This is a genomic window from Collinsella aerofaciens (assembly GCF_015670745.1).
GTDB lineage: Bacteria > Actinomycetota > Coriobacteriia > Coriobacteriales > Coriobacteriaceae > Collinsella > Collinsella aerofaciens_T.
This window is the reverse complement of the sequence record NZ_JADPCH010000024.1, coordinates 1-12,487: the sequence shown is the minus strand read 5'-3', so window position 1 is coordinate 12,487 and position 12,487 is coordinate 1. Positions and strand designations below refer to the sequence as shown.

Here is a 12,487-nt window from a genome sequence, read left to right as displayed (position 1 = left end):
CGCACTTTTTGCATTATGCCCTAAGTTAGCCGAGGGATACACTTGATTTTCGAAAAATTTAGCGGGAACGATGAGGCATGTCAGCCCGTCGTTCCCGCAGTCTTACTCCTCCGCCTTTGCGGCATCCCACAGGTCGTTGAGGCCGTGGGTCGAAAGCTCGGCAAGATCCACGTGGGCGTCGGACGCCATCTGCTCCATCGCGGCCCAGCGACGGCGAAACTTGGCCGTGCTCGCGCGCAGGGCACTCTCGGCGTCGATCCCCTCTTTGCGCGCGACGTTGACCAAGGCAAAGAGCAGGTCGCCAAACTCCATTTCGCGCTCGGGCGAGCCAGGGGCCTCGGCCTCAAACTCGGCACGTTCCTCGGCGACCTCATCCCACACGTCCTGGACCGTCTCCCACTCAAAGCCCACGGCAGCCGCCTTGCGCGACACCTTCTGAGCCTGCATCAGCGCCGGCAGATGCGTGGGCACGCCGTCGAGCAGGCCCTCGGGCGCAGCCTCGCCTGCTGCCACGGCCTTGTCCTTGGCGGCTTTCTCGGCAAGCTTGACCTCGTCCCAAATCTTGAGTACCTCGTCGGAACTGTCGGCATCTACATCGCCAAACACGTGCGGATGACGGCGGATGAGCTTGGCATCGATATCACGCGCCACGTCGGCCAGCGTAAACTCGCCGGCGTCCGCCGCAATCTGCGCATGCAGCACGACCTGCATGAGCACGTCGCCCAGCTCCTCGCGTAGGTGAACCGCGTCGTCCGCCTCGATGCAGTCGAGCGCCTCGTAGGCCTCCTCGATCATGTTCTTGCCAATGCTGCGGTGCGTCTGCTCACGGTCCCATGGGCAGCCATCGGGCTGACGCAGACGCCAGATGGTCTGCACCAGATGCTGCAGCTCGGTCGACGCGTCGACTAGCGTGGACAGATCGCGCGAGCCCTCGGCATTTTGCTGAGCCATGTGCTGCGCCATGGTTAGTCCTCCTCCAGGATCACGTGGCGGAACGCGCCGTCCTCGTAGATGCCGTAGCTGTGCGTGCCGTCCTTGGGAATGCTCACGCTACCGGGGTTGAAGAGCCACAGGCCCGGGTGCGCGGCGCTTTCCTCGTTGACCTTGATGTGCGTGTGGCCGTAGACGAGCGCTGAGCCCTCGGGCAACGCGGGCGCGTGGTCGACGCTGTTGTGCATGCCGGCGCCAAAGACATGGCCGTGCGTCAGGAACAGCTCGCGGCCGGTCTCGTCGAACAGCGTGGCATAGTCGGCCATGACGGGGAAGTCGAGCACCATCTGGTCGACCTCGGCGTCGCAGTTGCCGCGCACCGCGATGATGCGGTCGGCTAGGGCGTTGAGCAGCGGAATCACGCGCTTGGGAGCATAGTCGCGCGGCAGGTCGTTGCGCGGACCGTGGTAGAGCAGGTCGCCCAGCAGAACGATGCGGTCGGGCTGCTCGGACTCGATGGCGGTGGCCAGGCGCTCGGTCCAGTATGCCGAGCCGTGGATGTCGGAGGCGATGAGGTATTTCATGGTGGTCCTTTCGGTGAGGTTGATGGGGTGGGTGTGGCGCGTCGCCGACCGTGTCACTCAAATTGCAGAGCCGCGGCTTGTGCTGCCTGCATCACGCGCTGGAGCGGCACACCGTGCTCGCAGGCAAGGCGGGCGCAGTCCTCGTACTCGGGCGCTGCACGCTCGCTGCCGTCGGGCAGGGTGGCCACCTTGACGGACACCTCGCCCCATGGCGTCGTCACCTGCTCAAAGCGGCGTGGCAGGCAAACGCGTTCCATGACCTGGCGACGAATGCCGTTGGTCGTGGTTTCCAAGAAGATGATCGTCTGCAGGCGCTCGATATCCCCGTAGGTGCAGATTACCTGCAGCTGCCAGCCGGGGCGGCCTTTCTTGCAATAAACGGGCAGCCAGTGCACCTCGCGCGCACCGGCCTCGCGCAGGCGGTCGGCGGCGTAGGCGAGTACCTCGGGCGACGCATCGTCGATGTCGCATTCCAGCTTGACGATGGTCTCGGGCGCATCGGTCTCGCGAGACAGCGGAGATTTGCTATCGCATGGCATACGGTCCGGCTCCTTTCCGCACGGGCTCGTTTTGTTCATCCAAACGCTAGCACATCGCGGGCGGCGCAGGGGCGGCGTCATGGGATAGGTGCGACTTTTGCTGGGCGCAAGTGCTGGCGCGCTCCAACGCCGGCCCGCTCCACTCAAACGTGTACGTCAGCCTCCAAACATGTCATTTTTTGCAGCTTTTGGAGGCTAATGTACATGTTTTGAAAGCGCAAGCGAGGCCGCACCACGCGCCGCGCACCCTTTCCAATCGATTTCGGCACCCCGCGCGTACGACGCGCCGAGGCTGCGCCATTACAATGGAGCGGATTCGCCAAATGCAAAGGAGCCGCTATGCCTATGTGCCCGCTGGTCGATTGCCATACCCACACCTCGTTTTCGGACGGCCATGCCTCATTTGAGGACAACGTCCGCGCCGCTGTCGCCGCCGGCTGCCGCGCCATGGTCTCGACCGACCATCTCACCCTACCTGCCAGCATGGATGCCAACTGCGAGGTGCAGGTCGTCGAGGGCGACCTGCCGGCACATCGTCTGGCTTTTGAGGACGCTCGCAATCTTGCCGCTCAGATTGCGCCAGAACTCACCTTTATCTACGGTTTCGAATGCGATTGGTACGAGGGCTGCGAGCCTTTGGTTGAGCGCTGGTCCCAGGGCGCCGTCGTGCGCCTGGGCAGTGTGCACTGGATTGGCAACCCAGGCGATATCATGGCCGGTGCCGCGGGTACGGCGGGAACGGAGGACGTCGCTCGTCCCGATACGCCCGATTCGCGCTGCGGCTGGATCGACGATGACACCAACCTGCACGTTTGGGAAAACCTGGGGGTACGCGGCGTGTGGGAGCGCTATGTCGATGACTGGTGCCGCGCCTGCGAGAGCCCGCTCAACTTTGATGTGATGGCTCACCCCGACCTGGTCATGCGCTTTTCGAAGGAAGGCTTTGCGCCCGATTTTGACCCCGCACCGTTTTGGCAGCAGATGGCAGAGTGCGCGCACGATACGGGCCGCCGCGTTGAGGTCTCGACGGCCGCACCGCGCAAGGGCTTGGGCGACTACTACCCCGCAACCGGTCTTTTGCGCTGCTTTGCCCATGCCGAAGTGCCGATCACCTTTGGCTCGGACGCGCACCGCGCCTGCGATATCTGCTGGAACATCCGCGAGGCCCAGGCGCACGCCTACGACTGCGGTTATCGAACCTTCGACATCCCCCACGCCACCGGCGAATGGGAATCCACGCCCCTCGCCTAACTAGTCGTTTAAGAACGTCCCCAATGACTAGTGGCGGCGGGCGTTGAGTTCGCCGGCTAGCTCGTCGAGGGTGATGCCGTAGCGCTCGAGCGTCACGAGCAGGTGGTAGACCAGGTCGCCGGCCTCGTAGCGGATGTGATCGTGATCGTTATCCTTGCAGGCCATGATCACCTCGCTCGCCTCCTCGGCAAGCTTCTTGAGCAGCTCGTCCTCGACGTCGGTCAACAGACGAGCGGTGTAGCTCTCCTGCGGCGATGCGTCGCGACGGCCGTGAATCACCTCGGCGAGCCCCGTCAGCGTCTCACCGATATTTCCATCCTGAACGTTTGCGGTGCGCACACCCATAGTTCAATCCTTTCTGGTTGGCCGAGCGTCTAATCGAGCGCCCGCCCTACGCGAGTTTCTTAAAGAAGCAGGTACGGTTGCCGGTATGGCAGGCCGGACCCGGCGAGTCAACCTTGACCAGCAGCGTATCGCTATCGCAGTCGGCCCAAAGCTCCTTGACCTCCTGCATATTGCCGCTCGTCGCGCCCTTGTTCCAGAGCTCCTGGCGACTGCGGCTCCAAAACCACGTGGTACCGGTCTTGAGCGTCAGCCCCACCGACTCCTCGTTCATCCAAGCAACCATAAGCACCTCACCGGTGTCATACTGCTGAACCACACAAGGAATCAGCCCGCGGGCGTCGTATTTGAGCTTTGCTGCGGTTGTCACTTGCTCCATTTAAAAATCCAATCTGACAGGGATACCCTGGCTGGCCATATATTCCTTCACCTGGCGAATGCTGAAGGTTCCAAAGTGAAAGACGCTCGCCGCCAGCACGGCGTCGGCCTCGCCCTCAATCACGCCCTCAGCGAAATGCTCGAGTGTGCCCACGCCGCCGCTCGCAATGACGGGGATTGGCACCGCGCGCGCCACGGCGCGGGTGAGCGCCAAATCAAAGCCGGCCTTGGTGCCGTCGCGATCCATGCTGGTAAGCAAGATCTCGCCAGCGCCGCGACGAGCCGCCTCCTCGGCCCATGCCACCGCGTCGATGCCCGTGGCGTTGCGACCTCCGGCCGTGAAGACCTCCCACTTATCGGCACCGGATGCGCCGGGCAGGCCTACACGCTTGGCATCGATCGCCACGACCACGGCCTGGCTGCCAAACGCCGCGGCGGCCTGGCTGATCAACGACGGATCGCGCACGGCGGCAGAGTTAAGCGACACCTTGTCGGCGCCGGCGGCAACCATGGTGCGCATGCACGCCAAGTCGCGAAAACCGCCGCCCACGGTATAGGGAATAGCGAGCTCCTCGGCCGCGTGCGCCGCCATCTCGATGGTCGTCGCGCGGTTGTCGCTCGTCGCGGTAATGTCCAAAAATACGACCTCGTCCGCACCCTCGCGGTCGTAGGCGCGGGCCAGCTCCACCGGGTCGCCCGCATCGCGCAGGCTCACAAAGTTGACGCCCTTGACCACACGGCCGTCCTTAACATCCAGACAGGGAATCACGCGCTTGGTAAGCATGGGCTACTCCTCCCCTCGGGCGGCGGCCAACGCCTGGGCCAGCGTAAAGTTGCCCTCGTAGAGCGCACGACCGGTAATGGCGCCCTCGATGGCATCCTCGCCCACCGCGGCCAGTGCACGGATATCGTCGAGCGTCGAGATACCGCCCGAAGCCACGACGGGAAAGCCCGCGACCTCGGCCACGTGGCGATACGCCGCCACATCAATGCCCGTCTGCATACCATCACGCGCGATGTCGGTATACACCAGATGCTTAAAGCCCAACTCGGAAAGCTGCGCCACGGCATCGTCGAGCGCCACACCCGCGCCGTCGCGCCAGCCATTCACCTTGACCTGACCGTCGCGCGCGGCGATGTCTGCCACCAGCAACTCGCCAAAGCCGCGAGCCGCCACCTCGGCAAATCCCGGCTCGGTCACGAGCACCGTGCCTAGTGCGATGCGACGAGCACCATAGCCGGCCAGCTCATCGATGCGTGCAAGCGAGCGAACGCCGCCGCCCACGTCCACGGACAGACCGTCGACGCCGCAGATGGCCTCGATCGCTGCCGAGTTGGCAGCGCACGCATCCTCGTCCTCGCCAAAGGCAGCGGACAGGTCGACGACGTGCACCCAGCTCGCGCCCTGCTCGGCAAAGGAGCGGGCAACGGCCACGGAGTCGTCGGAATATACCTTGCAGCGGCTTCGGTCGCCGCGCTCCAGGCGCACGACCTTGCCGCCGATCAAATCGATTGCGGGAAACAGAATCATCGGCCGGCCCCCTCGACGATGCTCACGAAGTTCTTAAGGATGCGCTGACCCAGCGCAGAGGATTTCTCGGGATGGAACTGGCAGCCCCACACGTTGCCGTGGCGCACGATGCACGGGAAGCTCCGCGTGTAGTGCGTGCGCGCCAGAACATCGGCGGCATCGGCATCGTCGGCCACCGCATAGCTGTGGGTGAAGTACATATTGGCACCCTCGGCAAAACCGGCGAGCAGCGGATCGGCCGCTCCGGCGGGCGTCATGTGCACCTGGTCCCAGCCCACGTGCGGGACCTTCAGACGGCTCGACTCCAGGCGCGTGCACGAGCCGCGCATGATGCCCAGACCATCGACCCAGGGGCCACCGGCCTGCTCGGGGGTGTTGCCATCGGCAACTGCGCCCTTGTCCGCAGGCACGCCCTCGTTGCCGCGCTCAAAAAATAATTGAAGGCCCAGGCAGATGCCGAGCAGCGGAGCTCCGGCGGCGACGGCGTCGAGCACCGCGTCCGCCTCGCCGCTCTCGCGCATAAAGGCAATCGCGTCGTAAAACGCACCCACGCCCGGGATGACCAGGCCGTCGGCGTTACGGATCTGCTCCGGGTCGTCCGACGTGCAGGCGGCGGCACCGGCGCGCGCAAGCCCGCGCACGACGCTCGACAAGTTGCCCTTGTGGTAGTCGACCACCACGATCTTCGGTTCGCCCACGCGACCCTCCTTTTTCCATCATCCAAAACCACCACAAAGGGGACAGGCACCTTCGTGGTGGTTTTTATCTTTTGGCAGGTTACAGTGAGCCCTTGGTGCTGGGGGTGCCCTGCACGCGGGGATCGAGCTCGCAAGCGTGGCGCATTGTGCGGCCCACGGCCTTAAAGGCGGCCTCGATAATGTGATGCGAATTGCCGCCCGCCAGCTCGCGCACGTGCAGCGTGAGCTTGGCGTCGCGCGCAAAGGCGTAGAAGAACTCGACGGCCAGCTCGGTATCAAAGGTGCCCACGCGCTCGGTCGGCACGGGCAGCTCGCAGCAGGCCTGCCCACGGCCCGAAATATCAACGGCAGCCATCACAAGCGTCTCGTCCATGGCGATCGCCGCGTCGGCAAAGCGCGTAATGCCCGCCTTGTCACCCAGTGCCTGGCAGAACGCCTCGCCCAGCACAATGCCTGTGTCCTCGACGGTGTGGTGTGCATCGACCTCAACGTCGCCCACCGCGTGCACCGTCAAATCAAACAGGCCATGGCGGCCAAAGGCGTTGAGCATGTGGTCGAAAAACGGCACGCCGGTCGAGATATCGCACACACCGGTTCCATCCAGATCGAGCTTGACGACAATATCGGTCTCGCCCGTCTTACGGGTTACCTCGGAACAACGGCCCATCTACATCCCCTCCTTCACCAGCGCGGCAAACGCAGCCAGCACCTCATCGTTTTCCTGCGGGGTACCCACGGTAATGCGCAGACAGTCCGCAAGGCCCGGCGCATAGCTAAAGTCGCGCACCAAAATCGAATACTCATCGCGCAGACGCTCGCGCACGCGCGTGGCGTGCGGCGTGCGTACGAGCACAAAGTTCGCCGCGCTCGGCCACGCCTCCACGGGCAGGCCCTCGGCAGCCATCGCGCGCAGGGCGGCCAGCTCGCGCTCGCGCTCGGATGCGACCTGCGCCACCACAGGCGCATAGGCATCACGGGCACGCACGCAGGCAAGTGCCGCCGCCTGGCTCAGCACGTTGACCGAATAGATCTGGCGAATCGCCGCGAACACGTCGATGACCTCGGGCGTCGCGATCACGTAGCCCAGGCGCATGCCGGCGGCGCCGAACGCCTTGGACAGCGTATGCAGAATCACCAGGTTGGAATGCTCGGCAATAAGCCCCTGCGCCGTGGTGGCCGCGCCAAACGAATCGTCAGCAAACTCAACGTAGGCCTCGTCGACCATGACCATGCCGGGGCACGCATCGCACAGGGCCGCGACAAAGTCGAGCGGAGCCACATCACCCGTGGGATTGTTGGGCGAGGTCACGATTGCCAGGTTGCACTCGGGCGCGGCCGCGAGCACAGCAGCTTGGTCGAGCTCAAAGGTCGCCGGATCGCGCCACACGTCGCACACCTCGATCTGACAGAGCGACGCAAAGAACGCGTACTCGCTAAAGCACGGCGGACAGTTGAGCAGGGTCCTCCCCGCGCCGCCAAACGCCAGCAGATAGTTATAGAGCAGCTCGTCGCCGCCGTTTCCCACGCAGATGTTCTCGCGCATCACGCCATGCCGGGCAGCAAGCTCGTCGCGCAGGTCGTTCGACATGGGGTCGGGATAGCGGTTGAGCGGTGTAGCAGCCAGGGCCGCGTCGATCGCCTCGCGCACGCCGGCCGGCACGGGATAGGTGTTCTCGTTGGCCGAAAGGTTGATGCGCGTGGGCGTAAAGTTAGGATCGTAGGGCTCAATACCGGCCAAGTAGGGCTGGACGAGCTCCTTCATGCGGGGCGTCAGCTCGGCCATATTAGGCCTCCTCGCCGGTCGCGCCAACGCCATCCGCGCCCGCAGCCGCCAGGTCCACACCCTCGGCAACCGTCGCCACGGCGTCGCCCGGCCAGGCGACCTTGGTCAGGTCGGCCGCGGCCAGCGACTCGGCACTCACGGCATCCTCGCCCTGCTCCAACACGCGGCGACGGAGAGCGGCAGAAAGCGCGTGCGCCCACAGGCCCTCGGCCTCGGCCAGGCGCTGCGTAGCGGGGGCGTCGGAGAGCAGCCCCTCGGGCGTATAGCAAATGACACTCGAGCGCTTAACGAACTCTTCGACCGAAAGCGGGTTGGAGAACATGGCCGTGCCGCCAGTCGGCAGCGTGTGGTTGGGGCCGGCAACATAATCGCCGAGCGGCTCGGAGCTCCAAGCGCCCACAAAGATGGCACCGGCGTTGCGGATACCGCCGAGCAGGCCCATCGCATCCTTGCAGTGCAGCTCCAGGTGCTCGGGCGCCACGGTGTTCACCGCCTCGACGGCAGCAGCCATGTCGGCGGCCACCACGATGGTACCCTCGTTATCGAGCGAGGCGCGCGTAATCTCGGCACGCGGGGACTGCGCTACCAGAATGTCGACACCCGCCTCGACCTCGCGCGCAAACTGCTCGTCGCAGGTCACCAGATAGCAGGCTGCCAGCGGATCGTGCTCGGCCTGGGCCATCAGGTCGGCCGCGACCACCATAGGCTTGGCCGTGGCATCGGCCAGCACACAGACCTCGGAGGGGCCAGCGACCATGTCGATACCCACGTCGCCCGAGACAATCTGCTTGGCCGCAGCGACAAAGGCGTTGCCCGGGCCGGTAATCTTGTCGACGCGCGGAATGGTCTCGGTACCGTACGCCAGCGCGGCCACGGCCTGAGCGCCGCCCACCATATAAATCTCGTCCACACCGCCGAGCTTGGCAGCCGCGAGCGTATAGGGGCTGATCAGACCATCCTTTTGCGGCGGCGTCACCATGACCACGCGCTTGACGCCGGCGACCTTGGCGGGAATGGCGTTCATGAGCACCGTGGAGGGATACTGCGCACGACCGCCCGGCACATAGATGCCGGCCGCAGCGAGCGGGGTCACCTTAACGCCGAGCATCGTGCCGTCCGCACGCGTGGTAAACCAGCTCTGCTCGACCTCGCGCTGGTGGAACTCGCGAATCTGACGTGCGGCCTTCTCGAGCGCGGCGACAAAAGCCGGATCGAGGCCTTCGAGCGCGGCATCGATCTGCTCTTGCGGCAGACGGAAGCTCTGCAGCTCAACGCCGTCAAAGCGCTGGCAATAGTCGCGCACTGCAGCATCGCCGTTGGCACGCACGTTGGCCACGATTTCGCGGGCGGCGTCGACGATGTTTTGCGGCAGCACGCCCTTGCGGTTGAGTTGGTTGGTAACGAGGCGCTCACCGGGAGCAAGCTTGATGGTCTTCATATCGGTATCCCCTATCGGTCGAGGTTGCGTTCGAAAAACGAAAGGCCGGGCGGCGGCGCCAATCGGCCCGCAGCCCGGATATGGGGGCGCCCGTGCGTGCTCGCGCTATTGTGCTGAGCCCGCGACGGGCTCAAAATGCTTGTCCTTCACGGCAGCAGCCAGGCGATCGGCCAAGTTGCGTACGCGCGGATCCAAGCGCGCGGCACCTGGGTTGACGAAGAAGCGGGCCGTGCAGTCCATAATGCGACCAGTAATAACCAGGTCGTTATCGCGCAGGGTGGCGCCCGTGGCGGTAATGTCCACGATACGGTCGGTCATACCGACAATGGGGCCCAGCTCGATATTGCCGTGCAGTGAGACGATATCGGCATTCACGCCACGCTCGGCATACCAGGCGCTCGCGATGCGCGGATACTTGGTGGCCACACGAAGCGATCCGCGGCGGGCATAGTTGCGCTCGGCCTGGCCGGCGCGCCACGCGGGCTCCGCCTCGATAAACGTGCACAGGCCGTAGCCCAGATCGACCAGCTGCAGCAGGTTGAGGTCAGCCTCGATGAGCGAGTCCCAACCGCAGATGCCGCAGTCGGCGCCGCCGCAGCCCACAAAGGCGGGCGCGTCGCTGGGGCGCACAATGACAAACTCGATATCTCCGACCGCGCCCTCACCGGCACGCGTGTCGCGGCCACGCACGATCAGGTGACGACCGGGGTCGCGCAGCTCTGAGACGTCCAGGCCCGCGGCCTCGAGCACGTCGAGGGTGTCGGCCTTGAGCGAGCCCTTGGGCACGGCGATGCGCAGCGGACCCTCGGCGCCACGGCCCACGGCATGGTCGCCATCGGAGGCGGCGTCCTCGGCCGAGGTGCGCGCTGCCTCCAGACGCTCGAGCGAAAAGGCGAAGCCCGCCGCCGGCACCTCAATGCCGTCGCCAAATGCACCGGTAAAGATGGAGTCGTAGCGACCGCCCGAGCCTACCGGATCGGGCAGGCCGCCGGCATAGGCCTTAAAGACCAGACCCGTGTAGTAATCGAAAGAGTTCATGATGGAGAAGTCGAAGGACAGCACCTGGGCGTCCTCGAGAGCCAGGCCCTCGACCAGGGCACGCAACTCGCGCGTGAGCGGCGCGACGATACCGGCGGCCTCCAGCAGCGCGTCCACGCGGTCGAGCACCTCGGCACCGCCGTGCAGACGCGGCAGCTCGCTGATGGCGGCCTTGACGGCATCGGACTCGGCGCTTGCCGCCACGCGAGCATCGAGGCCCACAAAGTCGTTGGCATGCACGCAGCGCAGGGCCTCGGCAGCCAGCTCGCGATCCTCGCACGCCGCGAGCAGCTCCTTAAACGGACGCACGCTGCCTGCAATAATGCGCGCATCGGGCAGTGCCAGCTCGCGCACGGCCTCCGCCACGAGCGAGACGATCTCAACATCGCCCGCGGTATCGCCCGCGCCGATGAGCTCAAAGCCCAGCTGCGTAAACTGGCGCGAACCGCCAGCGTTGCGCTGGCACTCACGGACCACCGGCGCCTCGTAACGAAGGCGCAGCGGCAGGTCGGCCGCGCGCATGCGGGTCGAGACCAGGCGCACGATCGGCAGCGTGTTGTCGGGACGAACCACCAGCAAGCGGCCGTCATCGTCAAAAAGCTTGAACGGCGTGTCTGCGATGCGGCCGCCCTCCTCGAGCGACCCTTTGTCCTCGAGCAGTGGCGTTTCGACCGGCAGGTAATGATGCTCCCTAAAGCAGCCCTTCACCGTCAGCGCAATCTCCTCGCGCGCCTGAGCCTCCTCGGGCAATATGTCCCGGAATCCCCACGGTGTGGCCGTCATCTGGTGAGCCTCCTCATGCTGTGCTTCATATAGAACAGAAGACCGGCATAGCTCCGCCGGTCTTCTGGGTACTTTAGCATACTAGAGTGCTTGCGGGGAAAATCCGTCGCAGCCGCTCACGCCGTATTCATTTGGAAACATTGGAACGGATTGCCCGCGGCCCAACCCCACTTAGACGTCAATCGCGCGTCGGTACTCCGCCATAACTTGAGCGTCGGCCGCCGCAGGATTAGCGAAATAGCGCCCGTCATAGGTCTCGGCCGAAACAACTCCGCGATAGCCGCGCGCCACCAGCCTATCCAGGTCGGCGCGCATATCGCGGTCGCCGTCACCCCAGGCAAGATGCGTCGTGCCATCTGCCGCAACATCGACAAAATGCACGTGGGCGACATCTTCGCCAAGCAGATCGAAATAATCGTCGATGGTATCCCCTGCCACCGCCATAGCGCCCAAATCCAGACACGCCTTAAGTGCCGGATGATCAACTGCCTCGATCATGCGCTTCGTGTCGGCCGCCGAGTTCACGATCATCGACTCAACCGGCTGTAGGGCCTCGAGTACCAGTCGCACGCCGCGCTCTCCAGCGTGCTCGGCAATCGCACGCAGCATCGAGGCGCTGCGACCCCACGCGTCCTCGATCGGCTCGTTCAAAAATGCCCAGCCGCTCGAGACCATGACCTGCTCGGCTCCAAGTTCCGCCGCAATATCTACAACGTTCTTAAAGTACGCGAGTGTGCGGGCACGTGCCTCATTCCCGCGCGCCGCGATATTCCACGGCTTGGGGTTGTTCTGTTCGGGACAAAGCCCCACAATCCGAACCCCATACCGTTGTGACAGCTCCCGCACCTGCTCGAGCGAATCGTATCCATGGCAATCGACATACAGATGCATCGCTCCGGTCCAAAGCTCGCAACACGTGTAGCCCGAGGCCGCTGCCGAAGAAAAGAATTCCTCAAGGTCAAAATAACGATGGCTGATATTCATGACGGCAAGCTGGGGATAGCCCATAATTACTCTCCAACCTAAACGAGGCCCCGTTCCATATAGGAGCGGGGCCCAATTACACAAACGTTATTTTCTCTTAGTAGTCGAACTGGTGATAGTAACGACGGTAGTTGAGGTTGTGCTTGGTGACCGTCTCGTAGTAGCGAGCCAGGCGGTCGGTCACGAGCACCGTCAGAATCCACGGGGA

The 12,487-nt window shown here is 64.4% G+C and carries 14 protein-coding genes; 1 reads left to right on the top strand and 13 read right to left on the bottom strand.

The features are described 5' to 3' along the window. Window positions 1-102: 102 nt before the first annotated feature. The 3 genes from mazG to larC2 are packed head-to-tail and all read right to left on the bottom strand — an operon-like array spanning window position 103 to window position 2,053. Window positions 103-963, bottom strand: a complete 861-nt coding sequence (gene mazG, locus I4W07_RS08280; protein WP_196026311.1) for a nucleoside triphosphate pyrophosphohydrolase — start codon at window positions 961-963, stop codon at window positions 103-105. A 2-nt stretch (window positions 964-965) separates the two neighbouring features. Further along, a complete protein-coding gene (gene yfcE, locus I4W07_RS08275; protein WP_196026310.1) occupies window positions 966-1,514 on the bottom strand; it encodes a phosphodiesterase in 549 nt (182 codons plus the stop codon). Window positions 1,515-1,567: 53 nt separating this feature from the next. Further along, complete coding sequence (gene larC2, locus I4W07_RS08270) at window positions 1,568-2,053, bottom strand: nickel pincer cofactor biosynthesis protein LarC2 (RefSeq protein ID WP_229042063.1); 486 nt, start codon at window positions 2,051-2,053, stop codon at window positions 1,568-1,570. A gap of 339 nt (window positions 2,054-2,392) precedes the next feature. Between larC2 and I4W07_RS08265 the strand changes: the two genes are divergently transcribed. Further along, window positions 2,393-3,304 (top strand): PHP domain-containing protein, encoded by a 912-nt coding sequence (locus I4W07_RS08265; RefSeq protein ID WP_055310385.1) that lies wholly within the window; start codon window positions 2,393-2,395, stop codon window positions 3,302-3,304. Between the two features lie 27 nt (window positions 3,305-3,331). On the opposite strand, the gene hisE is transcribed toward I4W07_RS08265, so the two are convergent. The 10 genes from hisE to I4W07_RS08215 all read right to left on the bottom strand — a co-directional run bounded on the left by hisE (window position 3,332) and on the right by I4W07_RS08215 (window position 12,303). Continuing rightward, window positions 3,332-3,649, bottom strand: coding sequence for a phosphoribosyl-ATP diphosphatase (hisE, locus tag I4W07_RS08260; protein ID WP_006235893.1), 318 nt, complete (start codon window positions 3,647-3,649; stop codon window positions 3,332-3,334). A 46-nt stretch (window positions 3,650-3,695) separates the two neighbouring features. Then, window positions 3,696-4,025 (bottom strand): phosphoribosyl-AMP cyclohydrolase, encoded by a 330-nt coding sequence (gene hisI / locus I4W07_RS08255; RefSeq protein ID WP_196026309.1) that lies wholly within the window; start codon window positions 4,023-4,025, stop codon window positions 3,696-3,698. After that, window positions 4,026-4,808 carry an imidazole glycerol phosphate synthase subunit HisF gene (hisF, locus tag I4W07_RS08250; protein ID WP_196026308.1) on the bottom strand — a complete coding sequence of 261 codons (783 nt, stop codon included), beginning with the start codon at window positions 4,806-4,808 and terminating at the stop codon, window positions 4,026-4,028. 3 nt (window positions 4,809-4,811) lie between these two features. After that, window positions 4,812-5,555 carry a 1-(5-phosphoribosyl)-5-[(5-phosphoribosylamino)methylideneamino]imidazole-4-carboxamide isomerase gene (locus I4W07_RS08245; protein ID WP_196026307.1) on the bottom strand — a complete coding sequence of 248 codons (744 nt, stop codon included), beginning with the start codon at window positions 5,553-5,555 and terminating at the stop codon, window positions 4,812-4,814. Further along, window positions 5,552-6,253 (bottom strand): imidazole glycerol phosphate synthase subunit HisH, encoded by a 702-nt coding sequence (locus I4W07_RS08240; RefSeq protein WP_196026306.1) that lies wholly within the window; start codon window positions 6,251-6,253, stop codon window positions 5,552-5,554. Before I4W07_RS08240 ends, I4W07_RS08245 begins: the two co-directional genes overlap by 4 nt. 79 nt (window positions 6,254-6,332) lie before the next feature. Continuing rightward, on the bottom strand, window positions 6,333-6,920 hold the full coding sequence (hisB, locus tag I4W07_RS08235; RefSeq protein ID WP_196026305.1) for an imidazoleglycerol-phosphate dehydratase HisB: 588 nt from the start codon (window positions 6,918-6,920) through the stop codon (window positions 6,333-6,335). Continuing rightward, a complete protein-coding gene (gene hisC / locus I4W07_RS08230) occupies window positions 6,921-8,036 on the bottom strand; it encodes a histidinol-phosphate transaminase (protein ID WP_196026304.1) in 1,116 nt (371 codons plus the stop codon). A gap of 1 nt (window position 8,037) precedes the next feature. Beyond that, the gene (gene hisD / locus I4W07_RS08225; RefSeq protein ID WP_196026303.1) at window positions 8,038-9,474 is read right to left on the bottom strand and encodes a histidinol dehydrogenase; all 1,437 of its coding nucleotides are present in this window, start codon (window positions 9,472-9,474) and stop codon (window positions 8,038-8,040) included. A 105-nt stretch (window positions 9,475-9,579) separates the two neighbouring features. Then, window positions 9,580-11,295 (bottom strand): ATP phosphoribosyltransferase, encoded by a 1,716-nt coding sequence (hisG, locus tag I4W07_RS08220; RefSeq protein WP_196026302.1) that lies wholly within the window; start codon window positions 11,293-11,295, stop codon window positions 9,580-9,582. Between the two features lie 171 nt (window positions 11,296-11,466). Beyond that, window positions 11,467-12,303 carry a sugar phosphate isomerase/epimerase family protein gene (locus tag I4W07_RS08215; protein ID WP_196026301.1) on the bottom strand — a complete coding sequence of 279 codons (837 nt, stop codon included), beginning with the start codon at window positions 12,301-12,303 and terminating at the stop codon, window positions 11,467-11,469. Window positions 12,304-12,487 lie beyond the last annotated feature (184 nt).

What these genes read in the sequence shown, in the direction of transcription:
- mazG (WP_196026311.1), bottom strand. Translation starts at nt 963, where the DNA reads ATGGCGCAGCACATGGCTCAGCAAAATGCCGAGGGCTCGCGCGATCTG.
- yfcE (WP_196026310.1), bottom strand. Translation starts at nt 1,514, where the DNA reads ATGAAATACCTCATCGCCTCCGACATCCACGGCTCGGCATACTGGACC.
- larC2 (WP_229042063.1), bottom strand. Translation starts at nt 2,053, where the DNA reads ATGCCATGCGATAGCAAATCTCCGCTGTCTCGCGAGACCGATGCGCCC.
- I4W07_RS08265 (WP_055310385.1), top strand. Translation starts at nt 2,393, where the DNA reads ATGCCTATGTGCCCGCTGGTCGATTGCCATACCCACACCTCGTTTTCG.
- hisE (WP_006235893.1), bottom strand. Translation starts at nt 3,649, where the DNA reads ATGGGTGTGCGCACCGCAAACGTTCAGGATGGAAATATCGGTGAGACG.
- hisI (WP_196026309.1), bottom strand. Translation starts at nt 4,025, where the DNA reads ATGGAGCAAGTGACAACCGCAGCAAAGCTCAAATACGACGCCCGCGGG.
- hisF (WP_196026308.1), bottom strand. Translation starts at nt 4,808, where the DNA reads ATGCTTACCAAGCGCGTGATTCCCTGTCTGGATGTTAAGGACGGCCGT.
- I4W07_RS08245 (WP_196026307.1), bottom strand. Translation starts at nt 5,555, where the DNA reads ATGATTCTGTTTCCCGCAATCGATTTGATCGGCGGCAAGGTCGTGCGC.
- hisB (WP_196026305.1), bottom strand. Translation starts at nt 6,920, where the DNA reads ATGGGCCGTTGTTCCGAGGTAACCCGTAAGACGGGCGAGACCGATATT.
- hisC (WP_196026304.1), bottom strand. Translation starts at nt 8,036, where the DNA reads ATGGCCGAGCTGACGCCCCGCATGAAGGAGCTCGTCCAGCCCTACTTG.
- hisD (WP_196026303.1), bottom strand. Translation starts at nt 9,474, where the DNA reads ATGAAGACCATCAAGCTTGCTCCCGGTGAGCGCCTCGTTACCAACCAA.
- hisG (WP_196026302.1), bottom strand. Translation starts at nt 11,295, where the DNA reads ATGACGGCCACACCGTGGGGATTCCGGGACATATTGCCCGAGGAGGCT.
- I4W07_RS08215 (WP_196026301.1), bottom strand. Translation starts at nt 12,303, where the DNA reads ATGGGCTATCCCCAGCTTGCCGTCATGAATATCAGCCATCGTTATTTT.